The organism is Type-A symbiont of Plautia stali (assembly GCF_059731155.1).
In genome coordinates this window covers 1,732,279-1,755,201 of record NZ_AP035891.1, presented here as the reverse complement: position 1 = coordinate 1,755,201, position 22,923 = coordinate 1,732,279, and the positions used below count along the sequence as shown (strand labels likewise).

Here is a 22,923-nt window from a genome sequence, read left to right as displayed (position 1 = left end):
CGCGGTGCTGGCCTCTGTTGTGTCATTTAGCGGCTGGCTGTGCCGCGCTATCCCGCTTAGCGCCGGAGACATGTGAGTGAACGACGCGATTCCCCGCCCCCAAAATAAAACGGCTAAGGCGTTAACGCCGCTGCTGGAAATCCGCAACCTGACGAAATCGTTTGACGGCCAGCACGCCGTGGATGATGTCAGCCTGACCATTTACAAAGGCGAAATTTTCGCATTGCTGGGGGCTTCCGGCTGTGGCAAGTCCACGCTGCTGCGGATGCTGGCCGGCTTTGAAATTCCCAGCAGTGGCCAGATTGTGCTGGATGGTCAGGATCTGTCCCTCGTGCCGCCGTATCAGCGGCCTATCAATATGATGTTCCAGTCGTACGCGCTGTTTCCGCACATGACGGTGGAACAGAACATCGCTTTTGGCCTGAAGCAGGACAAACTGCCCAAAGGCGAAATCAGCAGCCGCGTGGCAGAGATGCTGGCGCTGGTGCATATGGAAGAGTACGCCAAACGTAAGCCGCACCAGCTTTCTGGCGGCCAGCGTCAGCGCGTGGCGCTGGCGCGAAGCCTGGCGAAACGTCCCAAGCTGCTGCTGCTCGACGAACCGATGGGCGCGCTGGATAAAAAACTGCGCGACCGCATGCAGCACGAAGTGGTGGATATTCTGGAGCGCGTTGGCGCTACCTGCGTCATGGTTACCCACGATCAGGAAGAAGCCATGACCATGGCGGGCCGCATCGCCATCATGAACCGCGGTAAATTTGTGCAGATCGGCGAGCCGGAAGAGATTTACGAGCACCCGACCAGCCGCTACAGCGCCGAGTTTATCGGCTCGGTGAATGTGTTTGATGGCCTGCTGCGCGAACGCCGTGAAGAGGGCGTGGTGATTGACAGTCCGGGACTGATGCATCCGCTCAAGGTGCAGACCGATGTCTCAATTGTGGACAACGTGCCGGTGCACGTGGCGCTGCGGCCGGAAAAAGTAATGCTGTGCGACGAGGTGCCGGCCGACGGCTGCAACTTTGCCGTGGGCGAAGTGGTGCACATCGCCTATCTCGGCGATCTGTCGATTTACCACGTACGGCTGCGCAGCGGCCAGATGATCAGCGCCCAGCTGCAGAATGCGCATCGCTACCGTAAAGGCGCGCCCACCTGGGGCGATGAAGTGCGCCTGTGCTGGGATGCCGACAGCTGTGTGGTCCTGACGGTTTAAGGAGGCGCTATGAGCCAGATTTCTCAACGCAGCGAGCCGGAGGTGGCGGGCACACCGCTGCAGCGCTGGGGCACGCGCATGAAAATGCAGCACGGTCGCAAGCTGGTGATCGCGCTGCCTTATCTGTGGCTAATCCTGCTGTTTATGCTGCCGTTCCTCATTGTGCTGAAGATCAGTTTCGCCGATATTGCGCGCGCCATTCCGCCGTACACCGATTTGGTGACCTGGGCGGACGACCAGCTCAACCTGGTGCTCAATCTGGGCAACTACCTCACGCTGACGGACGACCCGCTGTACGCAGAAGCTTATCTCACCTCGCTGAAGGTGGCGGCGATCTCAACGGTGATCTGTCTGCTAATCGGTTATCCGCTGGCGTGGGCGGTGGCGCACAGCAAGCCCTCCATGCGCACCATCCTGCTGCTGCTAGTGATCCTGCCGTCGTGGACCTCGTTCCTGGTGCGCGTCTATGCGTGGATGGGTCTGCTGAACAACAACGGGATCCTCAACCGCTTCCTGATGTGGCTTGGCGTGATCGATCATCCCCTGATCATCCTGTACACCAACACGGCGGTGTATATCGGTATCGTTTACTGCTGCCTGCCGTTTATGGTATTGCCGATCTACACCGCGCTAACGCGCATTGATTATTCGCTGGTGGAAGCGTCGCTCGACCTCGGCGCGCGCCCGCTGAAAACCTTCTTCAGCGTCATCGTGCCGCTGACCAAAGGCGGCATCATTGCTGGCTCAATGCTGGTATTTATCCCGGCAGTGGGCGAGTACGTGATCCCGGAACTGCTGGGCGGACCGGACAGCATCATGATTGGGCGCATTTTGTGGCAGGAGTTCTTCAACAACCGCGACTGGCCGGTGGCCTCGGCGCTGGCGGTAATCATCCTGCTGATTCTGATTCTGCCTATCGTCTGGTTCCACAAACATCAAAACCGTGAAATGGGGGAGAAGGGATGAATCAGCTACCGGTAATCCGCTCTCCGTGGCGCACCGCGATTCTGGCGCTGTGCTTCCTGTTCCTGTACGCGCCGATGCTGCTGCTGGTTGTTTACTCCTTCAACAGCTCGCAGCTGGTGACGGTAAGGGAGAGCTTCTCGTTCCACTGGTATCGCGTGCTGTTCCAGGATGATGCGATGCTGGATGCGGTTGGCCTGAGCCTGAACATCGCGGCGCTGTCGGCCACCATGGCGGTAGTGCTCGGCACCATGGCGGCGGTGATTATCGTGCGCTTCGGGCGTTTTCGCGGCCACAGCGGCTTTGCTTTCATGCTCACCGCGCCGCTGGTCATGCCCGACGTGATCACCGGTCTGTCGCTGCTGCTGCTGTTCGTGGCGATGGGCAACACCTTTGGCTGGCCGGGCGATCGCGGCATGCTGACCATCTGGCTGGCGCACGTCACGTTCTGTACCGCCTACGTGGCGGTGGTGATCAACTCGCGGCTGCGCGAGCTGGATCGCTCAATTGAAGAAGCGGCGATGGACCTCGGCGCTACGCCGCTGAAGGTGTTCTTCGTGATTACCGTGCTGATGATTGCCCCGGCGATCATTACCGGCTGGCTGCTGGCGTTTACTCTGTCGCTGGACGACCTGGTGATCGCCAGCTTCGTCACCGGGCCGGGCGCTACCACGCTGCCGATGGCTATCTTTGCCACGGTGCGCCGCGGCGTCAATCCGGAGATCAACGCGCTGGCCTCGCTGATTCTTTTTGTGGTCGGGCTGGTCGGCTTTATCGCCTGGCGCTTTATGGCGCACGAAGAAAAACAGCGATTGCGCGATATTCAGAAAGCAAAACGTGGCTGAGTGACGCAACATTTGCCAATATAAGCAAGGCTGACAGAGTCAGCCTTGCTTATGGAGCGCGCGCAATGTCGGAAACGTTGAAAAACTTGGTGTTAACCTCCACGCCCGTGCCGGTGACCATTGCCGGCAGCGCCATTATCGCCACGCGCTGTATCAGCGTGCTGATGCTGGCCAATGAGCTGGGCTATGACGAAATCGCCAATTTCGTGCACCGCAGCGCGCAGGCGTGGGACTCCACGCTGATCTTTATCGCCAGCCAGCTGATTTTCCTGTTTGAACTGCGCTGTGCCTTTACCCTGATGCGCGGCAGTAATGCCGGGCGCTGGGGCTACGTTGCCACGCAGATCGTGGTGCTGCTGTACATGCTGATGGCGTCGGTGGGCTGGATCTATCCGGAGATTTTCAGCATTCCCGGCAAGAATAACGCGCAGATTATTCACCACACGCTGCTACAGAAACTGCCGGATGTGCTGGTGCTGGTGCTGCTGTTTGTGCCGGCCAGCAGTCGCGCATTTTTCCGCAGCCGGTGATACAATCGGCCCCCGTTTTTGCTCCCGATTCTCAATACAGGCCTTCCCATGCATTGCGCGCTTTATCAGGCCGGTCGCTGTCGCTCGTGTCAGTGGCTGGAAAAACCCTATCCGCAACAGCTGAGCGACAAGCCGACACAGCTGACGCAGCTGCTGAACGGCATGCCGGTCGCCTTGGCGCAGCAGGGGTTTCGCAATAAAGCCAAGATGGTGGTGAGCGGCAGCGTGGAAAAACCGCTGTTCGGCATGGTGGCGCGTGACGGCGAGCCGGTGGATCTCTGCGCCTGTCCGCTCTATCCCGCCAGCTTCGCGGCAGTATTCGATGCGCTGAAACCCTTTATCGCCCGTGCCGGTCTGACGCCGTAAAACGTGGCGCGCAAACGCGGCGAGCTGAAGTTTTTGCTGCTGACGGAGAGCACCTAGGGCGGCATGATGCTGCGTTTTGTTCTGCGCTCGCACAGCAAACTGGCGCAGCTGCGCGCCGCGCTGCCGTGGCTGCAACAGCAGCTGCCGCAGTTGCAGGTGATCTCCGCCAATATTCAGCCGGTGCACATGGCGATACTGGAGGGCGAGGAGGAGATTGCGCTGACGTCTGAGCAGACGCTGCCGGAACGCTTCAACGACGTGCCGCTGTATATCCGTCCGCAAAGTTTCTTCCAGACTAACCCGCAGGTGGCGGCTGCGCTGTACGCAACGGCACGCGACTGGGTGGCGGAGCTGCCGGTGCACAGCATGTGGGATCTGTTCTGTGGCGTTGGCGGCTTTGGCCTGCACTGCGCCACGCCGCAGATGCAGCTGACCGGCATTGAAATCAGTGCGGAAGCCATCGCCTGTGCGCAGCAGTCGGCGCAGCCGCTGGGGTTAGAGAAGGTGAGTTTTGCCGCGCTGGATTCCACGCAGTTTGCCACCAGGCATACGAGCGTGCCGCAGCTGGTGCTGGTCAATCCGCCACATCGCGGTATTGGCGCAGAACTGTGCGCCTGGCTGAGCCGCATGGCGCCGGACTACATTCTGTATTCCAGCTGCTATCCCGCCAGCATGGCGCAGGACATTGCCCGCTTGGCCGACTATGACATCAGCCGCGTTCAGCTGTTCGATATGTTCCCGCACACCGCACATTTCGAGGTGCTGACGTTACTGCGTCGTAAGGGTGGAATCGCGTAGCGCCCGGCTGCGCTGAGGACGTGCAGAACCTGGCAGGCCCGGCGCCACGCAACTCCATAATGCTTATTCCGGGAACCACTTCTGATTGATCTGCTGCCAGCTACCGTTGGCTTTCAGCGCCGCCAGCGCGCTATTCAGCTGTTGCAGCAGTGCGCTGTTGCCCTTGCGCACCGCAATGCCGAGCCCGGTGCCGAAGTAGTCGCTGTCGGTAATGTGCTCGCCGACCGCGCTCAAATCCGCATTGGCCTTCAGCCACTGATTAACAACTGCGCTGTCACCGAATACGCCGTTAAGCCGGCCATTTTTCAGGTCAAGGATCGCGTTCTGATAGCTGTCGTAGGCCACCGCAATCACTTCCGGATGCTTCTCCAGCAGGTATTTCTGATGGGTGGTGCCGTTTTCCACGCCAATGCGTTTACCTTTCAGCTGGCTAAAGTCGCTATATTCACCTTTGTGGGCGATGACGATCGCCGAATTGGCGTAGTAGGGCTGGGTGAAATCGACCTGCTTACTGCGCTCGGCGGTGATATCCATGCCGGAAATTACCGCGTCATAGCGACGGAACTTCAGCGAAGGAATCGGGCTATCAAAGGCATTGTTGGTGAAGGTGCACTCTGCCTGCATCTGCTGACACAGCGCTTTGGCGAGGTCGATATCAAAACCGACAATCTGGTTATTCTGATCGAGTGATTCGAACGGGGGATAGGTGGCTGACGCAGCAAAGCGAATTTTCTCTGCCGCATAAGCATTCATTGCCAGCGTTGCCATCACTGCCGCAACAATCCATTTTTTCATTATAAGGCTCCTGTAAACCATGCCAGAGACGAAACGATTTACACGATGCCGGTTAATGCATTTATATGCAACAAATATGATTAAAAATTTATTTCGATGCGATCAAATACAGCGAAGAAGGGCGCGGCGCTTTCCTTCGCGCCGCGTCAGACGATCAGTTGCGGCGCTCAAACGCTAGCGCGGGCTTCTCTACCAGGCGCATCAGCAGCGTCAGCAGGCCGTTAACCACCAGATAAATCAGACCGGCGGCAGCATACACGGTGACGTCGTAGGTCCGGCCATACAGCAGCTGACCGTGGCCCATTACTTCCATCAGCGTAATGGTATAGGCCAGCGAAGTACTCTTGAAGACCAGCACCACTTCGTTGGAGTAAGAGGAGAGGGCGCGCTTAAACGCGTACGGCAGCAGAATACGCAGCGTATCGCGGCGGCGATGCCCAGCGCGGCGCAGGACTGCCACTGCCCGGCCGGAATGGCGCGCACCGCGCCATAGAACAGCTGTGTGGTGTAGGCTGCGCTATTGAGCGACAGCGCCAGCATGGCACACAGCCACGGCTGCGATAGTAAATGCCAGAGCCACGGCACGTTCTGAATGCTGGGAAACTGGCCGGGACCGTAATAGATCAGGAAAATCTGCACCAGCAGCGGCGTGCCGGTAAACAGGGTGATATAGCCTTTGACCAGCTAGTTGAGCAGCGGCATCTTCAGCGCCAGCACAATCGTGCACAGTAGCGCCAGCAGCAGCGCGGCGGCCGTCAGCGTCAGGCTGGTATGCAGGCCTTTCAGTAGCTCAGGTAAATACGCCAGCATGCGTCAGGCCCCCCGCTCGAAACGCGTGGTACGTGATTCAATACGGCGCAGCACCGTCTGACTGAATAGCAATAGATCGCGGCAGCCACCAGATACCAGGTAAACGGCTCCTGGTTGCGCGTAGCAATGCTTTTGGTCTGCAGCATGAGATCGTTGACGCTAGTCAGCGACACCAGCGCCGTATCCTTGAGCAGCACCAGCCACTGATTGCCGAGGCCGGGCAGCGCATGGCGCCACATCTGCGGCATAATCAGGCGGAAAAAAATCGCTGACTTTTTCATGCCCAGCGCCTGACCTGATTCCAATTGGCCGGACGGCACCGCTTTCAGCGCACCGCGCAGCGTCTGAGAGGCGTAAGCCGAATAGAGCATTGCCAACGCAAGGCCGACGGTCATGCCGGCGGCGCTTGCGAGTGGAATCATTTCATTCATCAGAAATTACTGCTGAAACCATTTGTTGTAGATGGTTTTGTAAGTGCCGTCGGCTTTGATCTTCTCCAGCGCGCCGTTGAACTTCTGCTGCAGTTCGGTGTTGCCCTGACGCACGGCGATGCCGAGGCCGGTGCCGAAGTAGGCTTTGTCGGTCACTTTCTCACCCAGCGCGGCGAGGTTGGCGTTCTGCTTCAGCCACTCGTTAACCACGGCGGTATCCCCGAACACCGCATCAATACGGCCATTCTTCAGGTCGAGCACCGCATTCTGGTAGCTGTCGTAAGGCACGATGGTGATGTCGCTGTGCTTGTCAGATAGGTATTTCTGGTGCGTGGTGCCGTTCTGCACGCCCACACGCTTGCCTTTCAGCGCCGCAACGTCCGCCAGCTTGCCTTTCTGCGCGATGAAGGTCGCAGAGTTGTCGTAGTAAGGTTTGGTGAACAGGACGTGCTTTTCACGCTCTGGCGTGATATCCATGCCGGCCATCACCGCGTCAAAACGGCGGAATTTCAGGCTGGGGATCAGGCTGTCGAAGGCTTGGTTGGTAAAGGTGCAGGTCGCATCGATCTCTTTGCACAGCGCATTGGCCAGATCGACGTCAAAGCCCTGGATTTTGTTGTCGGAGTCGACAAATTCAAACGGCGGATAAGACGCCTCGGTAGCGAAACGCAGGGTCTGCGCGGCAGAAGCGCTCAGGCTCAGGCTGGCAAGCAGTGCAGCAAGTACAACTTTTTTCATTAGAAGCATCCTGACTTAGTGCGAAAGATAATGAGCAAACGCGTCGGTTTGCGGCTGTGTAAAGTGGCTGGCATCGCCCTGTTCAATGATGCGACCGTTCTCCATGTACACCACCTGGCTGGCGGTTTTCCGCGCCACCTCGACTTCGTGGGTCACAATCACCTGCGTGATGTGCGTCTGCGCCAGCTCACGAATGATGCTGACGATCTGCGCCGTGATTTCCGGGTCGAGCGCGGCGGTCGGTTCATCAAACAGCAACACCTGCGGCTCCATCATCAGTGCGCGCGCAATCGCCACGCGCTGCTGCTGGCCACCGGAAAGGTGCAGGGGAAAGCGATCGGCGTACGGCGTCAGGCGTTCCAGCAGTTTATCGGCGCGCGCGTGCCGCATCTTTGCTGAGCCCGAGCACACGACAGGGTGCTTCGATCAGGTTCTGCATCACGCTGAGGTGCGGCCACAGGTTGTACTGCTGGAACACCATGCCGACATTCTGGCGCAGTTCGCGAATCGCGTTGTCGGACGGCGTCTGGCTGAAATCGAAATGGTTGCCGGCAATCTGCAGACTACCGGAACGCGGCAGCTCCAGCAGGTTGAGCACGCGCAGGAGTGAACTTTTACCCGCGCCACTCGGGCCGAGCAACACCAGCGTTTCGCCCTGCGGGCAGGCTAGGTTGATATCGAACAGCGCCTGATGGGCACCGTAAAAACAGTTGATGGCGTTTAGTTGAATACTCATGCGCAAAAAATGAATAGCAATTAGTTTCGCAAATCTTAACGTCACCAGAATAGTTATGCAATTGAGGTGGGTTAAAATTTATTAAAGAGCAATTAAACAGCAAAAGCGTAGCACAAAATCGGGCAGGGCAGCGGGGAAAGGGGCTGACGGGTATGCGTCAGCTGTTGCGCGGAAGCTTAGCGGCGCCGCAATGGTGCGGCGCGCTAATGGTTGCGGCTGAGTGCGGAAAAAATGCGCGACTATTTTTTCTCTTCCAGCAGCTGGCTGAGCGAGCCGCCACCGGCGTGCGGCCAGTCGCCGACGTAGCGCACATCATCCACCACCCAGCAGGTGCCTTCGTGGATCATCAGCACTTCATCGCGCCAGCTTTTATCGCCGCGGCTGAGCGTCATGCGCAGCGGGATGTTACGCGCGTCGCGGTTAGGAATGCTGGAGGCGCTGGCCACGTCAGCGGCGGTGGGTCCCTGTGCCAGGCTGGAGAACAGATCGCCCCGGCGCCACGCTGCCGGTGGGTTGCTCTGGCTGCTGGCATGCAGCAGTTTCTGATACAGGTTGTCGCTCAGGTACGGGCGATATTTTGCCAGCGTGGTGCTGTCCGGCAATCCCTGGGTTGGCTGGCTGACACGTAAATCGTAGAACTGCTGCGCCACGCTGTCCGGACCGCAGTCAACGCAGGGTGCGGTACGCGGCCCGTTGTCCTTGATCACCGGCTCAACGGTGGTACAGGCACTCAGCAGCAATGCAGCGGGAACAAGCAGCGCAAAGGCTTTGTTTCTCATCTCGATTTCCTTATTGTTCACTGGCAAAGCGCCATTTTTAGCATAGAGTATAGCCGTGCTTTTACGCCGTACGAGCTATCGCCTCATGAATCACCACAGGTGAGAACGATGAAATTTTCGACTACGCCAACCTTGGAAGGGCACAGCATCACTGAATATTGCGGCGCTGTGACCGGCGAAGCGATTCTCGGTGCCAACATTTTCCGCGACTTCTTTGCCGGCATCCGCGATATCGTCGGCGGCCGCTCCGGTGCCTATGAGAAAGAGCTGCGCAAAGCGCGGCAGATCGCCTTCGAAGAGCTGGAAGAACAGGCGAAAGCGCTGGGCGCCAATGCGGTGGTTGGCATTGATATTGACTACGAAACCGTGGGCAAAGACAGCAGCATGCTGATGGTGAGCGTTACCGGTACTGCGGTGATCGTGCGCTAATGCGCGCGGTGTTACTGCTGGCGATGGTGCTGCTGCTCAGCGCCTGCCAGTCGACCCTGGAAGCGCGCAACGGCTATTGGGTGGACAGCGCGCATCCGGCGCAGGGGGCCAGACCGCGCATCAAAGTGGTGGTAATCCACTACACGGCGGAGGACTTTCCCTCGTCGCTGGCGACCCTGACGGACCGCAACGTCAGCGCGCACTATCTGATTCTGCAGCAGCCGCCGCAGAAAAACGGCGCCGGGGTGATCTGGCAGCTGGTGGCCGAAAACCAGCTGGCGTGGCATGCCGGACCAGAGCTTCTGGCGCGGCGCAACGCGCATTAATGACACCTCAATTGGCATCGAAATCGTCAATGACGGCTATCGCCGCACGCTGACCGGCCAGCGGTGGCAGCCGTTCACCGCCGCGCAAATCACTGCCCTGACCGCGCTGGTGCGCGATATCAGCCAGCGTTACGGCATCAGCCCGGAAAATATTGTGGGGCATAGTGATATCGCGCCGCAGCGCAAGTAGGATCCCGGTCCGCTGTTTCCGTGGCAACAGCTGGCCCGGCAGGGCCTGGGGGGCGTGACCGGATGCCGCCACGGTGCAGCGCTATCTGGCTAACCAGCCGCCGGATGCCCCGGTGGAGTGCGCAGCGCTGCTGACTGCGCTGCAGCGCTATGGTTATGACGTTGCCGCTGCGCAAACGCCGCAGATGCAGCGCAAACTGATTGCGGCGTTTCAGATGCATTTCCGCCCGCGCGATTACCGTGGCGAAGCCGATGCCGAGACGCTGGCCATCGCCCGTGCGCTGCTGGCGAAATACGGCGCGGCACAGTAGCCGCGCGTTGCGGCGTTACGGCTGCAGAAAGGCCTGCCAGCGCGCCACCAGCTGCTGTAATTGCTGGCGGCTGACGTCCAGATGGGTCACGATGCGGGTCTGCGGACCTACGCTGAGCAGCACGTCGCCCGCCTGCATCCAGCGCTGTAGCGGTGCTACCTGCTCCGCCGGCACTTTCACGAACAGCATGTTAGTGTGCTGGCTCACCACCTCGACACCAATAGCGTTGAGCTGCGCGCCGAGCCACGCGGCGTTGTCATGATCCTCCTGCAGACGCGCCACGTTGTGCTGCAGCGCGTAGAGACCGGCTGCCGCCAGAATACCGGCCTGGCGCATGCCGCCGCTGGTCATTTTGCGCCAGCGCCGCGCCTGCTCAATATAAGCTTCATCACCACACAGCAGGGAGCCGACCGGCGTGCCCAGTCCTTTCGACAGGCAGATGGTCAGGCTATCGCAGTAGCGGGCGATATCGATCAGCTGCACACCCTGCGCCACCACGGCGTTAAAGATGCGCGCGCCGTCAATGTGCAGCGCCAGCTGGTGCTCGCGGGTAAATTGCCACGCCTGTTCGAGGTAGCTCAGCGGCAGCACTTTGCCGTGATGGGTATTTTCCAGGCTCAGCAGGCGGGTGCGGGCAAAATGGATGTCGTCCGGCTTGATGGCAGCCGCCACGTCGTGCAGCTGTAGCGTGCCGTCGGCAGCCGCGAGGATCGGCTGCGGCTGGATGATGCCGAGCACAGCGGCACCGCCGGCCTCATACTTGTAGTTGTGCGCCTACTGACCGACGATGTACTCATCGCCGCGCTGGCAGTGACACAGCAGCGCCACCAGGTTGGCTTGGGTGCCGGTAGGGAAGAACAGCGCAGCCGCTTTACCGCTCAGGCGCGCCGCTTCAGCCTCCAGTGCATTGACGGTGGGATCATCGCGATAGACATCATCGCCGGTTTCGGCCGCCATCATCGCATCCAGCATCGCGGCACTCGGGCGGGTCACGGTATCACTGCGTAAATCGATCACGTTGCTCTCCTGACATAAAAAAGCGGGCTAAGCGCCCGCATGATGATTAATCCGGCAAGTCTCTCCGTTTTACCGCAGCCAGTTGGTTTTCGCCAGCTCGACGATTTCATCACCGCGGCCATTCAGGATCGCGCGCAGCATATACAGGCTGAAACCTTTAGCCTGCTCGGCTTTGATTTGCGGTGGCATCGACAGCTCTTCCTTGGCGGTGATCACGTCCACCAGCACCGGACCGTCGTGGGCAAACGCCTGTTGCAGCGCGCCATCCAGCTCCGAGGCTTTCTCCACGCGGATCCCTTTGATGCCGCAGGCGGTGGCGATGGCGGCGAAGTCCGGGTTCTCCAGATCGGTGCCGTCGGTGAGATAGCCGCCGGCTTTCATCTCCATCGCCACAAAACCCAGCACACTGTTATTAAAGATCACCAGCTTCACCGGCAGCTTGAGCTGCGCCAGCGAGATGAAATCGCCCATCAGCATGCTGAAGCCGCCATCGCCGCACAGCGCGACCACCTGACGCTGTTTATCGATGGCCTGTGCGCCCAGCGCCTGCGGCATGGCGTTGGCCATCGAACCGTGGTTAAACGAGCCGAGTAGACGGCGCTTGCCGTTCATTTTCAGATAGCGCGCCGCCCACACCGTTGGCGTGCCGACATCACAGGTAAAGATAGCGTCATCGGCCGCGTAGTGGCTGATCTGCTGGGCCAGATACTGCGGGTCAATCGCCTGCTTATCGTTGGCCGTCGCCAGATCGTCCAGCCCTTTGCGCGCATCCGCGTAGTGTTCCAGTGCGCGATCGAGGTGATGACGGTCGCTGTGACTGGTGAGCTGCGGCTGCAGCGCCTGCAGCGTGGCTTTGATGTCACCCACCAGCGCCATATCGACGTGACTGTGCGCGCCGAGGCTGGCCGGATTGATATCAATCTGAATAATGCGCGCGTCTGCCGGGTAGAACGGGCGATAAGGGAACTGGGTGCCGAGCAGCACCAGCGTGTCGGCGTTCATCATGGCGTGATAGCCGGATGAGAAGCCGATCAGCCCGGTCATGCCGACATCGTACGGGTTATCGTACTCCAGGTGCTCTTTGCCGCGCATGGCGTGCACCACCGGTGCTTTCAGCGTTTCGGCCAGCTTTACCACTTCCGCATGGGCACCGGCGCAGCCGCTGCCGCACATCAGGGTGATATTTTTCGCTTCATTGAGCGTTTCTGCGAGGCGCGTCAGTTCACTGAACGACGGCACCACCTGCGGCAGCTGCGGCGTATACCATTCGCTGCGCGCGTTCTCCGGCGCCGCTTGCAGAGCCACGTCACCCGGCAGCACAATCACCGACACGCCGCGATTGAGGATGGCTTTCGCGGAATAACTCCTGCGGATGGGTTTCCTGAAAATAGCCGCTGCCGATTTCACTCGAAGGAATGTGCGCGGCAATCGCCAGCACCGGAACATGGTTACGGTGGCAGTCAAACAGGCCGTTGATCCGATGCAGGTTACCTGGACCGCAGGAGCCGGCGCACACCGCCAGCTCACCGCTGATTTGTGCTTCCGCCCCGGCGGCAAAAGCGGCCACTTCTTCATGGCGCGTTGGCATCCATTCAATGATGCCCATGCGGTTGAGGCTGTCGTTCAGCCCGTTGAGGGAGTCACCGGTCACGCCCCAAATGCGTTTTACTCCGGCGCTCTCTAGCGACTGGTGCGCGAGCCCGATCGCGTGGCTGCGTGGCATATCGGGCCGGAAGGATTAAGTGCCGAAGAGGCGCGCCGTATCGGCTTTCACATCCGCGTCAACCGTCCGTCGGCCCTGTTTGCCCGCTGCTGGTTGCTGGTAGAGGGTGAAACCGAAGTGTGGATCATCAATGAGCTGGCGCGGCTGCGCGGTTACCATTTTGCCGCGGAGGGCGTGAAGGTGATTGAGTTTGCGCAGTCCGGGCTTAAGCCGCTTGCCTGGCACGTGCTGACTGACGGCGATGAGGCTGGGAAAAAATATGCCGCCACCGCGCGCAGCCAGCTACAGCCGCATGAGCAGGAGAGCGACCATCTCACGCAGTTCCCGGCACCCGACATCGAACACTTCCTTTATAAGCATGGCTTTAGTGATGTCTATCATCAGATGGCGCACCTGCCGTTAAACGTGCCGATGAACGCACGGCGTATTATTACCAAAGCCATTCATCACAGCTCGAAGCCGGAACTGGCGATTGCGGTGGCGATGGCAGCGGCCGAACGCGGGCCACAGGCGATTCCGCCGTTGCTCGATCAGCTGTTTGGCCGCGTCATGTGGCTGGCGCGCGGTCGGGCAGATTAAAACTGACGAGGACGCCAAAGAAAAATGCCAGCGTCTGCGGCTGGCATTTTTTTTCGGGAGTGGTCAGAATGAGAGCAGACGCGCGCCCGTCAGGAGAGTGACGATGCTTCACAGGGCACAATCAGACTGGCATGGTTGCCTTTCGGCCCTTCATGGACATCGAACTGAACGTGCTGGCCCGCTTTCAGCGTTCTGTATCCCTCCATCTGAATCGTGGAGTAGTGTGCGAAGATATCGTTGTCGCCGCCAATCGGACAGATAAAGCCGAAGCCTTTGGTGTTGTTGAACCATTTAACAGTACCCGTCTCCATGCTTTTACTTCCCTCGCAAGACATTTTGATAAGTAGGTGAGGTCATTCAAGCTGTGAGTCGAGTTTGTTTAAAACTCAATCAGCTTGTGTAAGTAGAATGTAGATAAACGGACCTTATCGTCAAGCAAACGGCCTTGGCGCACGGGGATAAATTCATCAAAATTTGAGGCAGTTAACGCTATTGCAAATTTTGTGATACAGGTCGCGCATGCGCTTTCAGGACCGATTTTTGCCACAGGAAAAGCGGCTTGACAGGCGTGTTAAACTTGAGGTGAGAGCACAGAAATGTGCGCTACCGTAACGCAGAATTTCAACGGAACATTATGGCAAACACAAACGATTGGCTTAACTTTGAACGTCTGGCCGAAGACAAAGTACGCGAAGGGTTAAAGCCGCCTTCAATGTATAAAGTCATTTTGAATAATGACGATTATACACCTATGGAATTTGTTATTGACGTTCTGCAAAAGTTCTTTTCTTATGATGTTGAACGTGCAACGCAACTGATGCTGAAAGTTCACTACCATGGAAAGGCAATCTGTGGTGTATTCACTGCAGAAGTGGCGGAGACCAAAGTCGCCCAGGTGAACAATTACGCGCGGGAAAATCAACATCCGTTGCTGTGTACGCTGGAAAAAGCCTGAAGCTGTTTCCATATAGGATTCAGTCCGTCAGAGCGATAATTGGGGGAGGTGCCAAATGCTCAATCAAGAACTGGAACTCAGTTTAAACATGGCTTTCGCCAGAGCGCGCGAGCACCGTCACGAGTTTATGACCGTCGAACATCTGTTGCTGGCGCTGCTCATCAACCCGTCGGCCAGAGAGGCACTGGAAGCCTGTACGGTGGATATTGCGGCTCTGCGTCAGGAACTCGAAGCCTTCATCGAACAAACCACGCCGGTACCGCCTGCCAGCGAAGAGAAGCGCGACACTCAGCCGACGCTCAGCTTCCAGCGAGTGCTGCAGCGTGCGGTCTTCCATGTCCAGTCATCCGGTCGCAGCGAAGTATCCGGTGCGAACGTGCTGGTCGCCATTTTCAGCGAGCAGGAGTCGCAAGCGGCTTACCTGCTGCGCAAACACGAAGTGAGCCGCCTTGATGTGGTGAACTTCATCTCCCATGGTACGCGTAAAGACGAACCGGGCCAGCCGCAGAACAGCGCGGAAAATCCGGTTAACGAAGAGCAAGCAGGCGGGGAGGAACGTATGGAAAACTTCACCACCAATCTTAATCAGCTTGCTCGCGTCGGCGGAATTGACCCGCTGATCGGCCGCGATAAAGAGCTGGAACGGGCCATTCAGGTGCTGTGCCGTCGTCGCAAGAATAACCCGCTGCTGGTGGGCGAATCGGGCGTCGGTAAAACCGCGATTGCGGAAGGGCTCGCCTGGCGCATTGTGCAGGGCGACGTGCCGGAAGTGATGAAAGAGTGCACCATCTACTCGCTGGATATCGGTTCGCTGCTGGCCGGTACCAAATACCGCGGTGATTTTGAAAAACGTTTTAAAGCGCTGCTGAAACAGCTGGAACAGGATAACAACAGCATTCTGTTCATCGACGAGATCCACACCATTATCGGTGCCGGTGCGGCATCGGGCGGCCAGGTGGATGCGGCGAATCTGATCAAGCCGCTGCTTTCCAGCGGTAAAATCCGCGTGATGGGTTCCACGACCTATCAGGAGTTCAGCAATATCTTTGAGAAGGATCGTGCGTTGGCGCGCCGTTTCCAGAAAATTGATATCACTGAGCCATCGGTTGAAGAGACGGTGCAGATTCTCAACGGGCTGAAGCCGAAGTACGAAGCGCATCACGATGTGCGCTACACCGCCAAAGCGGTACGCGCGGCGGTTGAGCTGGCGGTGAAGTACATCAATGACCGTCATCTGCCGGACAAGGCGATTGATGTGATCGATGAAGCCGGCGCGCGTGCGCGTCTGGTGCCGGTCAGCAAGCGCAAGAAAACCGTCAACGTGTCGGACATCGAATCCGTGGTGGCGCGCATCGCGCGTATTCCGGAGCAGAGCGTTTCGGCAACCGATCGCGATACGCTGAAAAATCTCGGCGACCGTCTGAAAATGCTGGTGTTTGGTCAGGACAACGCGATTGAAGCGCTGACTGAAGCCATCAAGACGAGCCGCGCGGGACTGGGGCAGGAGCGTAAGCCAGTCGGGTCGTTCCTGTTTGCGGGGCCGACCGGGGTCGGTAAAACCGAGGTCACCGTGCAGCTGGCGAAGGCGCTGGGCATTGAACTGCTGCGCTTTGATATGTCCGAGTATATGGAGCATCACACCGTCAGTCGTTTGATTGGTGCGCCTCCGGGCTACGTCGGCTTTGATCAGGGCGGTCTGCTGACTGACGCCGTCATCAAGCATCCGCACGCGGTGGTGCTGCTGGATGAGATCGAGAAAGCCCATCCGGATGTCTTCAACCTGCTGCTGCAGGTGATGGACAACGGAATGCTGACCGATAATAACGGCCGTAAAGCGGACTTCCGCAACGTGGTGCTGGTTATGACCACCAACGCCGGGGTGCGCGAGACCGAGCGTAAATCCATCGGCCTGATTCAGCAGGACAACAGCACCGACGCGATGGAAGAGATCAAAAAGATCTTTACGCCGGAGTTCCGTAACCGTCTCGACAACATTATCTGGTTCCGTTACCTCGATACTCAGGTGATCCATCAGGTGGTGGACAAGTTTATTGTTGAGCTGCAGGCACAGCTGGATGCGAAAGGTGTGTCGCTGGAAGTCAGCGATGATGCGCGCGACTGGCTGGCCGAAAAAGGTTACGACAAAGCGATGGGGGCCCGTCCGACGGCGCGTACCGTGCAGGAAAGCCTGAAGAAACCGCTGGCTAACGAGCTGCTGTTTGGCTCGCTGGTGGATGGCGGATCGGTGTCGGTTGGACTGGATAAAGAGAAAAACCAGCTCACCTACCACTTCATGAGTGCGGAAAAACGTAAAACCGAGGGCACCGTGCATTAAGCGGGTGCGCAGATAAGAAAAAGGCCGGATTTTAATCCGGCCTTTTTTTTCGCGCTTAGTTTACATCAGCAAACGCGAGGCGAGTGCAACAACTTAGCGACTACGGAAGACAATGCGGCCTTTGCTCAGGTCGTACGGGGTCAACTCGACAGTCACTTTGTCGCCCGTCAGGATGCGGATGTAGTTTTTACGCATTTTACCGGAGATATGAGCGGTAACCACGTGCCCGTTTTCAAGCTCTACGCGGAACATGGTGTTAGGTAACGTATCCAGTACGGTACCTTGCATTTCAATATTGTCTTCTTTGGCCATCGAATCCTCTGCGTGAACTACCAAACTGTTGAACTGGCAAGATAATGCCGAATTCCATGATTTATGTAAAGAAACGTTGGCTGTTTTTGCCAACGCTTTGCAGTGCGTCGCGCCGCTGCGCGTGCATTACGGATAAATTCGGGTGTTTTTGACGTCTGCGAGGGATTAGCGGGCTAAGAATCTGCAGCCATCGGCATCGGGTGCGCAACTGAAACAGCTTCGGGAACAGGGTGAGATTCCCAGCCTAGCAATTCCGGCTCGCCACAGCGAAGCGCGGACGACATACCAAACTCGCTTACTGTATCACTTTTGTCGGGAATTGTGTGCAAAACATCTGCGGGGACAGTCAAAAAAGGGGTTGTGTTTGCCAGCAGCCGGCCTGCACCGGTTGCCACGCCAGCGTTTGCACGTATTGCAGATAATCGACGCGCGGAATTTCAACTGCGCCCAGCGAGGCGGTATGCGGATTCAGCACCTGACAATCAATCAGCCGTCCCTGATGCGCAATAAAATGCTGTGAGAAAACCCACAGCGCGGTTTTGGAGGCGTTTTCCGCCCTGCTGAACATCGACTCGCCGCAAAAAATCTGTCCGAGCGCCAGGCCATACATGCCGCCAACCAGGCGTTGATCCTGCCAGACTTCAATTGAGTGCGCATGGTCCAGTTCATATAGGCGCAGCCAGGCGCGTTTCACTTCAAAGGTGATCCACGTGCCTTCCTGACGCCCGCTGGCGCAACCTTCCACCACTTGTGCAAAAGCGTGATTCATGGTGACACGATAGGGTGAACGGCGATGGAAGCGCGCCATGCTGCGGCTGAGATTAAACGACTCCGGCAGCAGGACCGCGCGTGGATCTGGCGACCACCATAAAATCGGATCGCCGGGCGAAAACCACGGAAAAATACCGCGCTGATAGGCATTCATCAGGCGGGCAGGGGAGAGATCGCCGCCCATGGCCAGCAGGCCGTTTGGCTCACGCAGCGCCATCTCGGGCGGCGGGAAATTGAGCGAATCCCGGGAAAGTTGTACCAGTCTCATGGCGTCAGTCACCCTCAGGCTAAACGCATAGACTATAGCGCAAAGCGCTGCTGGAAACGCCAGTAGCGTCCCGCTTTTGAGATTAATTCGTCATGGCTGCCGGATTCGATAATCTGCCCACCGTCAAGCACACAGATGCGATCCATTTTTTCCAGCCCGCTCAGGCGATGCGTCACCATGATCAGCGTTTTTCCTTGGCTAACCTGCTGTAGCAACGTGAGAATCTGCTGCTCGGTCGCGGCATCCAGACCTTCGGTCGGCTCATCCAGCAGCCACAGATCGCCATTGTGCAGCAGCGCACGGGCAATCGCCAGCCGGCGCAGTTCACCACCAGCGGCCGGCCACCTTCACCCATCCACGCATTCAGCCCTTCACTGTGCTGCGTCAGATGCGCAAGCCCAACCCGCTGCAATATGTCAATCAGCTGTGCATCGCTGGCCTGTGGTGCTGCCAGTAGCAGATTAGCGAGCAGCGTCTGGCTGAACAGATGGACGCGCTGCGTGACAACGCTGATGCGCTGACGCAGGCTGGCTTCGTCCCACGCCGCCAGATCAATCCCGTTCAGGCGAATAGTGCCGCGCTGAGCTTCCCAGCCGCGTGTGATCAGCGCCAGCAGGCTGGATTTTCCGCAGCCAGTCGGGCCCAGCAGCGCCAGATGTTCACCGGCTGCTAACGTCAGGGAGAAATTGTGCAGCACCGCTTCTGGCCGCTGCGGATAGCTGAAATCGATCTGTTCCAGCGTCAGGCTGATGCCGCGCTGCGTCGCGACCGGTTGTGTCGGGAAGTGAATCGCTGGCGGTTAATCGATGATCTCCAGCACGCGCTGCGCCGCGTGCGTCACCTGCGCCAGTGGCAGAAATGCGCCGGCCACCGGTGCCAGCGCTTCAAACGCGGCGAGCGCGCAAAACACAAACAGGGCAATCAGTGCACCCGGTGTGCTATTGGTGCCGACGCTGCTGGCGGCCAGCCACAGCAGCAGCGTAACGGTACTGCCGGCGATCAACATGAGCAGGCTCTGCGCCAGCGCCTGCAGCCGGTGTTGACGCTGCTGCGCCTGCTGCCACGCACGTTCTTCCTGATCCAGCCGCTGTCGCCACAGCGCCGCCGCGCCGTAAATCTGTAGCTCGGCCAGTCCGCTGAGCCAGTGCGTCAGTTGCAGACGCCAGCGAGCCTGGTAACGGGCAATGTGCGCGCCGGTGCGCGCGCCGAGCCGCCAGAACAGCAACATGATCGCTCCTAGCAGCAGCGCCAGTCGCATATCGAGTAGCGCCAGTCCACAGGTCACCACCACAATCACCACCGCCGCACCCAGCAGCGGAGAAATAACGCGTAAATAGAGATGGTCGAGGGTATCGACATCGCTGACAAAGCGGTTCAGCAGTTCGCCGTGACGAAAGCGCGCCAGCTGCGCCGGCGCCAGCGCCATCAGCCGGCTGAAGGTAAAGACGCGCAGATGCTGCAGCACGCGGAAAGTGGCGTCGTGGCTGACCAGCCGTTCAAAATAGCGCGCGGCGGTGCGGGTGATTGCAGCGCCACGCACGCCAGCTGCGGGCAGCATGTAATTGAAGCTGTACAGGCCGGCGACGCCAGCCAGCGAGGAGGCAGCAAGAAACCAGCCTGACAGCGTCAGCAAGTCGATGCTGGCGAGCAGCGTGACAATGGCCAAGCACCACGCCAAGACCTAAACGCCACGGATGGCGGCGATACAGGCGCAGGAAAGGCAGTAACGTGCGCATCAGGCAATCTCCTTCTGACGATGCTGTGCCAGCTCGCGCAGCGGGCCCGCTTCAGCGATCAGCTGTTGCCAGCGGCCCTGCTGCACCAGTTGTCCGGCCTGCATCACCCACACTTCATCCCACTGGTCGAGGGCGTGCAGCTGATGGGTAATCATTAACGTAGTTTGCTGCTGTGCGGCCTGCTGTAGCGCGCCCATCACGTGCTGCTCGCTCTGGCTGTCGAGCCCGGATCCCGGTTCGTCCAGCAGCAGCAGGCGGGCCGGTTTCAGCAGCGCCCGCGCGACGGCGATGCGCTGTGCCTGCCCAACGGACAGGCCGATGCCGCCATCGCCAACTGGCGTATCCAGCCCCTGCGGCAGACGCGACAAAAATTCGCTGACGCCAGCGCGCTGCAGCACGGCGGTCAGCGTGGCCTCGTCAACCGGCGTGTCAGTGAGCTGGAGATTGTCACGCAGCGTCGCCGCCGGCAGCTGCGGATTTTGTCCTACCTAGGCCAGCTGCTGCTGCCAGCTGCTGCGGCTGATGTCGCGCAGTTCCTGGCCGTTAATGCACAGTGAACCCTGGTAGGGCAGAAAACCGAGCAGGACATTCATCAGCGCACTTTTTCCGGCCCCGCTTTGTCCGACCAGCGCCACGCGCTGACCGGGAGTAAGGCTGAAATTCCGCGGCTGTGACAGCGCCTCGCCGGTGGCGGTCATGATCACCAGATCCTGCGCCCGGAGGGAAAGTGGCGCGTCAGGATCCAGCGTTTGCGTGGCCGCCTCCGGCGCGCGGTGGGGCGTTTCGCGCAGGAAGGTATCCAGCGCGTCTGCGCCGCCCACCGCCTGCGCTTTGGCATGGTAAAAGGTGCCGAGATCGCGCAGCGGCTGGAAAAATTCGGGGGCAAGAATCAGCGCGAGGAAACCGGCAAACAGCGTCACGCCGGTGCCGTAATGGCCAAAATTGAGTTCACCCAAGTACGAGAAGCCGAAATAGACCGCGACCACGGCAATCGCCAGCGAGGCGAAAAACTCCAGTACCGCAGAGGAGAGAAAGGCGAGGCGCAGCACTTCCATGGTGCGCTGACGAAAATCCTGCGTACTGGCGGCAATCGCCTGCTGCTCAGCGTCCGCACGGTGAAACAGGCGCAGCGTTTCGCGTCCGCGCAGCCGGTCATAGAAATCGCCGCTCAGACGCGCCAGCGCAAGAAAATTACGCCGATTGGCATCGGCCGCACCCATGCCGACCAGCGCCATAAACAGCGGAATCAGCGGCGCGGTTGCCAGCAGAATCAGTCCGGCAGCCCAGTTAATCGGGAATATGGCGATCAGGATGGTGCAGGGCACAAAAACTGCCAGCGACATCTGCGGCAGATAGCGCACGTAATACTCCTGCATCTCTTCAATCTGTTCCAGCAGCAGCGTCGCCCAGCTCCCGGCCGGTTTGCCCTGAATCCATGCCGGACCGAGCGCGTTTAGCCGGTCCAGCACCTGTTGCCGCAGTACACGGCGAATCGCCACGCCGGACCTGAAACCGGCCATCTCACGACCGTAGTGCAGCGCGGCGCGCAGTGCAAAGCACAGCAGTAATAACAGGAAATCACTCACCAGTTCAGCGCGGGGTTGCTGTTCCACCAGCAGTTTTTGCAGCAGGGAGGCCAGTAGCTAGGCTTGGGCAATGAGAATTAACGCCGCAGCAAAACCTGCCAGCGAAGCCAGTCGCAGGCTGCGTGCGCCATGATGACGCTGCTGGCGTAACCAGCGCAGCAGTTCGTGTTGACGTGATTTGTTCATGCGAAGCCGTTTGATCACCGTGACGAGAGGCAAAATCCGACGCTAAATGCCGGACAGACGGGTGGCAGAACTGTAGCACGCAGGCCATAAAAAAGGCGACCAAAAGTGGCCGCCTCAGTGCAATTATGATCAGATAATTAACAACTTACTTATCGTTTTTAACCAGACCATCCAGATAACGTTCCGCATCCAGCGCGGCCATACAGCCGGTACCGGCAGAGGTAATGGCCTGACGATAGATGTGGTCCATCACGTCACCGGCTGCGAACACGCCCGGCACGCTGGTCTGCGTCGCGTTGCCCTGCAGGCCGGACTGTACTTTGATATAGCCGTTTTCGAGATCCAGCTGGCCATCGAAAATCGCCGTATTTGGACTATGACCGATGGCGACAAACAGGCCCGCCACTTCCAGCGAGACCGGGGCTTCACCTTTGGTTGACGAGAGTTTCAGCCCGGTGACGCCCATCTGATCGCCTACTACCTCGTCCAGCGCGCGGTGAGTGTGCAGCACGATGTTGCCGTTACGCACTTTCTCCATCAGGCGGTCAATCAGGATTTTCTCAGCGCGGAAGCTGTCACGACGGTGAATCAGGTGCACTTCGGAAGCGATGTGCGCCAGATAGAGCGCCTCTTCAACGGCCGTGTTACCGCCGCCGATAACCGCGACTTTTTGGTTGCGATAGAAGAAACCATCACAGGTGGCGCAGGCCGAAACCCCTTTGCCTTTGAACGCCTCTTCTGACGGCAGGCCAAGGTAGCGCGCTGAAGCACCGGTCGCGATGATCAGCGCATCCGCCGTGTATTCGCCGCTGTCGCCGGTCAGGCGGAACGGACGGTTCTGCAAATCAACCGTGTAAATATGATCAAAGATGATTTCGGTGTTGAACTTCTCAGCATGCTCCTGCATGCGTTCCATCAGCGCAGGGCCGGTCAGATCGTGCGGGTCGCCCGGCCAGTTTTCGACTTCAGTCGTGGTGGTGAGCTGGCCGCCTTTTTCCAGTCCGGTAATCAAAACCGGGTTCAGATTAGCGCGGGCGGCATAAACCGCTGCGGTGTAACCGGCAGGGCCGGAGCCCAGAATGAGCAGCTTACTGTGTTTGGCCGTACTCATGCGTTCCTCAGTGTGTGTCTGACAACATAGTTTTCGATTGTAGGGAAATTACTGTCGCAAAAAAAGGTTTCAGCAATTTTGTTAACAA

General features: G+C 58.7%; 15 protein-coding genes and 10 pseudogenes. 10 read left to right on the top strand and 15 right to left on the bottom strand.

Annotated elements, in window-relative coordinates; genetic code table 11:
• Positions 1 to 76: 76 nt before the first annotated feature.
• The 5 genes and pseudogenes from potG to rlmC all read left to right on the top strand — a co-directional run bounded on the left by potG (position 77) and on the right by rlmC (position 4,712).
• Positions 77 to 1,210 (top strand): putrescine ABC transporter ATP-binding subunit PotG, encoded by a 1,134-nt coding sequence (gene potG, locus AC6I8M_RS09415; protein ID WP_010618308.1) that lies wholly within the window; start codon positions 77 to 79, stop codon positions 1,208 to 1,210.
• Positions 1,211 to 1,219: 9 nt separating this feature from the next.
• Positions 1,220 to 2,176 carry a putrescine ABC transporter permease PotH gene (gene potH, locus AC6I8M_RS09410; protein WP_010618307.1) on the top strand — a complete coding sequence of 319 codons (957 nt, stop codon included), beginning with the start codon at positions 1,220 to 1,222 and terminating at the stop codon, positions 2,174 to 2,176.
• The gene (gene potI, locus AC6I8M_RS09405) at positions 2,173 to 3,018 is read left to right on the top strand and encodes a putrescine ABC transporter permease PotI (protein WP_010618306.1); all 846 of its coding nucleotides are present in this window, start codon (positions 2,173 to 2,175) and stop codon (positions 3,016 to 3,018) included. The genes potH and potI overlap by 4 nt, the downstream gene beginning before the upstream one ends.
• 65 nt (positions 3,019 to 3,083) lie before the next feature.
• A complete protein-coding gene (locus tag AC6I8M_RS09400; RefSeq protein WP_010618305.1) occupies positions 3,084 to 3,548 on the top strand; it encodes a YbjO family protein in 465 nt (154 codons plus the stop codon).
• A gap of 48 nt (positions 3,549 to 3,596) precedes the next feature.
• Positions 3,597 to 4,712 (top strand): annotated as a pseudogene (gene rlmC / locus AC6I8M_RS09395) (23S rRNA (uracil(747)-C(5))-methyltransferase RlmC).
• A 63-nt stretch (positions 4,713 to 4,775) separates the two neighbouring features.
• On the opposite strand, the gene artJ (AC6I8M_RS09390) reads toward rlmC, so the two are convergent.
• The 6 genes and pseudogenes from artJ (AC6I8M_RS09390) to AC6I8M_RS09365 form a co-directional block, all read right to left on the bottom strand.
• Complete coding sequence (artJ, locus tag AC6I8M_RS09390; protein WP_010618303.1) at positions 4,776 to 5,507, bottom strand: arginine ABC transporter substrate-binding protein; 732 nt, start codon at positions 5,505 to 5,507, stop codon at positions 4,776 to 4,778.
• A 154-nt stretch (positions 5,508 to 5,661) separates the two neighbouring features.
• Positions 5,662 to 6,317, bottom strand: a pseudogene (gene artM, locus AC6I8M_RS09385) (arginine ABC transporter permease ArtM).
• A gap of 3 nt (positions 6,318 to 6,320) precedes the next feature.
• Positions 6,321 to 6,700 (bottom strand): annotated as a pseudogene (locus tag AC6I8M_RS09380) (ABC transporter permease subunit); the annotation flags it as partial.
• A 54-nt stretch (positions 6,701 to 6,754) separates the two neighbouring features.
• Positions 6,755 to 7,486 carry an arginine ABC transporter substrate-binding protein gene (gene artJ / locus AC6I8M_RS09375; RefSeq protein WP_010618300.1) on the bottom strand — a complete coding sequence of 244 codons (732 nt, stop codon included), beginning with the start codon at positions 7,484 to 7,486 and terminating at the stop codon, positions 6,755 to 6,757.
• Between the two features lie 15 nt (positions 7,487 to 7,501).
• A pseudogene (gene artP, locus AC6I8M_RS09370) lies at positions 7,502 to 8,222 on the bottom strand (arginine ABC transporter ATP-binding protein ArtP).
• A 239-nt stretch (positions 8,223 to 8,461) separates the two neighbouring features.
• A complete protein-coding gene (locus AC6I8M_RS09365) occupies positions 8,462 to 9,001 on the bottom strand; it encodes a lipoprotein (protein ID WP_010618299.1) in 540 nt (179 codons plus the stop codon).
• 108 nt (positions 9,002 to 9,109) lie between these two features.
• On the opposite strand from AC6I8M_RS09365, the gene AC6I8M_RS09360 reads away from it, so the two are divergent.
• Both AC6I8M_RS09360 and AC6I8M_RS09355 read left to right on the top strand, forming a co-directional pair.
• Positions 9,110 to 9,430 (top strand): heavy metal-binding domain-containing protein, encoded by a 321-nt coding sequence (locus tag AC6I8M_RS09360; protein ID WP_010618298.1) that lies wholly within the window; start codon positions 9,110 to 9,112, stop codon positions 9,428 to 9,430.
• A pseudogene (locus tag AC6I8M_RS09355) lies at positions 9,430 to 10,256 on the top strand (N-acetylmuramoyl-L-alanine amidase). The gene AC6I8M_RS09360 and the pseudogene AC6I8M_RS09355 overlap by 1 nt, the downstream one beginning before the upstream one ends.
• Positions 10,257 to 10,271: 15 nt before the next feature.
• Here AC6I8M_RS09355 and ltaE read toward each other — a convergent pair.
• Together ltaE and poxB are read right to left on the bottom strand one after the other, a co-directional pair.
• Positions 10,272 to 11,273 (bottom strand): annotated as a pseudogene (gene ltaE / locus AC6I8M_RS09350) (low-specificity L-threonine aldolase).
• A gap of 69 nt (positions 11,274 to 11,342) precedes the next feature.
• Positions 11,343 to 12,996: pseudogene (poxB, locus tag AC6I8M_RS09345) on the bottom strand (ubiquinone-dependent pyruvate dehydrogenase).
• Between poxB and AC6I8M_RS09340 the strand changes: the two are divergent.
• A pseudogene (locus tag AC6I8M_RS09340) lies at positions 12,958 to 13,575 on the top strand (ATP-dependent nuclease); the annotation flags it as partial. The pseudogenes poxB and AC6I8M_RS09340 sit on opposite strands and share 39 nt — an antisense overlap.
• An 89-nt stretch (positions 13,576 to 13,664) precedes the next feature.
• Here the strand turns inward: AC6I8M_RS09340 and cspD are convergent.
• Positions 13,665 to 13,886, bottom strand: a complete 222-nt coding sequence (cspD, locus tag AC6I8M_RS09335) for a cold shock-like protein CspD (protein ID WP_010618293.1) — start codon at positions 13,884 to 13,886, stop codon at positions 13,665 to 13,667.
• Positions 13,887 to 14,209: 323 nt separating this feature from the next.
• Here cspD and clpS point away from each other — a divergent pair, with 323 nt between their 5' ends.
• Both clpS and clpA read left to right on the top strand, forming a co-directional pair.
• Positions 14,210 to 14,530: an ATP-dependent Clp protease adapter ClpS gene (gene clpS / locus AC6I8M_RS09330; RefSeq protein WP_010618292.1), complete on the top strand. Its 321-nt coding sequence runs from the start codon at positions 14,210 to 14,212 to the stop codon at positions 14,528 to 14,530.
• A 55-nt stretch (positions 14,531 to 14,585) separates the two neighbouring features.
• Positions 14,586 to 16,865, top strand: coding sequence for an ATP-dependent Clp protease ATP-binding subunit ClpA (clpA, locus tag AC6I8M_RS09325; RefSeq protein ID WP_498013769.1), 2,280 nt, complete (start codon positions 14,586 to 14,588; stop codon positions 16,863 to 16,865).
• Positions 16,866 to 16,958: 93 nt separating this feature from the next.
• Here clpA and infA read toward each other — a convergent pair whose 3' ends face one another.
• From infA to trxB, 6 genes and pseudogenes are all read right to left on the bottom strand, one after another.
• Entirely contained in the window at positions 16,959 to 17,177 is a 219-nt protein-coding gene (gene infA, locus AC6I8M_RS09320; protein ID WP_002211347.1) for a translation initiation factor IF-1, read from the bottom strand.
• A gap of 346 nt (positions 17,178 to 17,523) precedes the next feature.
• Positions 17,524 to 18,216 carry a leucyl/phenylalanyl-tRNA--protein transferase gene (gene aat, locus AC6I8M_RS09315; RefSeq protein WP_022547546.1) on the bottom strand — a complete coding sequence of 231 codons (693 nt, stop codon included), beginning with the start codon at positions 18,214 to 18,216 and terminating at the stop codon, positions 17,524 to 17,526.
• Positions 18,217 to 18,248: 32 nt separating this feature from the next.
• Positions 18,249 to 19,952 (bottom strand): annotated as a pseudogene (gene cydC, locus AC6I8M_RS09310) (heme ABC transporter ATP-binding protein/permease CydC).
• Positions 19,952 to 21,592, bottom strand: a pseudogene (gene cydD / locus AC6I8M_RS09305) (heme ABC transporter permease/ATP-binding protein CydD). The pseudogenes cydC and cydD overlap by 1 nt, the downstream one beginning before the upstream one ends.
• Positions 21,593 to 21,595: 3 nt before the next feature.
• The gene (locus tag AC6I8M_RS09300) at positions 21,596 to 21,724 is read right to left on the bottom strand and encodes a hypothetical protein (RefSeq protein ID WP_010618289.1); all 129 of its coding nucleotides are present in this window, start codon (positions 21,722 to 21,724) and stop codon (positions 21,596 to 21,598) included.
• 145 nt (positions 21,725 to 21,869) lie between these two features.
• The gene (gene trxB / locus AC6I8M_RS09295; RefSeq protein WP_010618288.1) at positions 21,870 to 22,835 is read right to left on the bottom strand and encodes a thioredoxin-disulfide reductase; all 966 of its coding nucleotides are present in this window, start codon (positions 22,833 to 22,835) and stop codon (positions 21,870 to 21,872) included.
• Positions 22,836 to 22,923 lie beyond the last annotated feature (88 nt).

Excerpts from the sequence above, each read along its gene's own strand:
- potH (WP_010618307.1), top strand. The coding sequence starts at position 1,220 with ATGAGCCAGATTTCTCAACGCAGCGAGCCGGAGGTGGCGGGCACACCG.
- AC6I8M_RS09365 (WP_010618299.1), bottom strand. The coding sequence starts at position 9,001 with ATGAGAAACAAAGCCTTTGCGCTGCTTGTTCCCGCTGCATTGCTGCTG.
- potI (WP_010618306.1), top strand. The coding sequence starts at position 2,173 with ATGAATCAGCTACCGGTAATCCGCTCTCCGTGGCGCACCGCGATTCTG.
- artJ (WP_010618303.1), bottom strand. The coding sequence starts at position 5,507 with ATGAAAAAATGGATTGTTGCGGCAGTGATGGCAACGCTGGCAATGAAT.
- AC6I8M_RS09400 (WP_010618305.1), top strand. The coding sequence starts at position 3,084 with ATGTCGGAAACGTTGAAAAACTTGGTGTTAACCTCCACGCCCGTGCCG.
- infA (WP_002211347.1), bottom strand. The coding sequence starts at position 17,177 with ATGGCCAAAGAAGACAATATTGAAATGCAAGGTACCGTACTGGATACG.
- clpS (WP_010618292.1), top strand. The coding sequence starts at position 14,210 with ATGGCAAACACAAACGATTGGCTTAACTTTGAACGTCTGGCCGAAGAC.
- aat (WP_022547546.1), bottom strand. The coding sequence starts at position 18,216 with ATGAGACTGGTACAACTTTCCCGGGATTCGCTCAATTTCCCGCCGCCC.
- trxB (WP_010618288.1), bottom strand. The coding sequence starts at position 22,835 with ATGAGTACGGCCAAACACAGTAAGCTGCTCATTCTGGGCTCCGGCCCT.
- AC6I8M_RS09300 (WP_010618289.1), bottom strand. The coding sequence starts at position 21,724 with ATGAACAAATCACGTCAACACGAACTGCTGCGCTGGTTACGCCAGCAG.
- artJ (WP_010618300.1), bottom strand. The coding sequence starts at position 7,486 with ATGAAAAAAGTTGTACTTGCTGCACTGCTTGCCAGCCTGAGCCTGAGC.
- cspD (WP_010618293.1), bottom strand. The coding sequence starts at position 13,886 with ATGGAGACGGGTACTGTTAAATGGTTCAACAACACCAAAGGCTTCGGC.
- clpA (WP_498013769.1), top strand. The coding sequence starts at position 14,586 with ATGCTCAATCAAGAACTGGAACTCAGTTTAAACATGGCTTTCGCCAGA.
- AC6I8M_RS09360 (WP_010618298.1), top strand. The coding sequence starts at position 9,110 with ATGAAATTTTCGACTACGCCAACCTTGGAAGGGCACAGCATCACTGAA.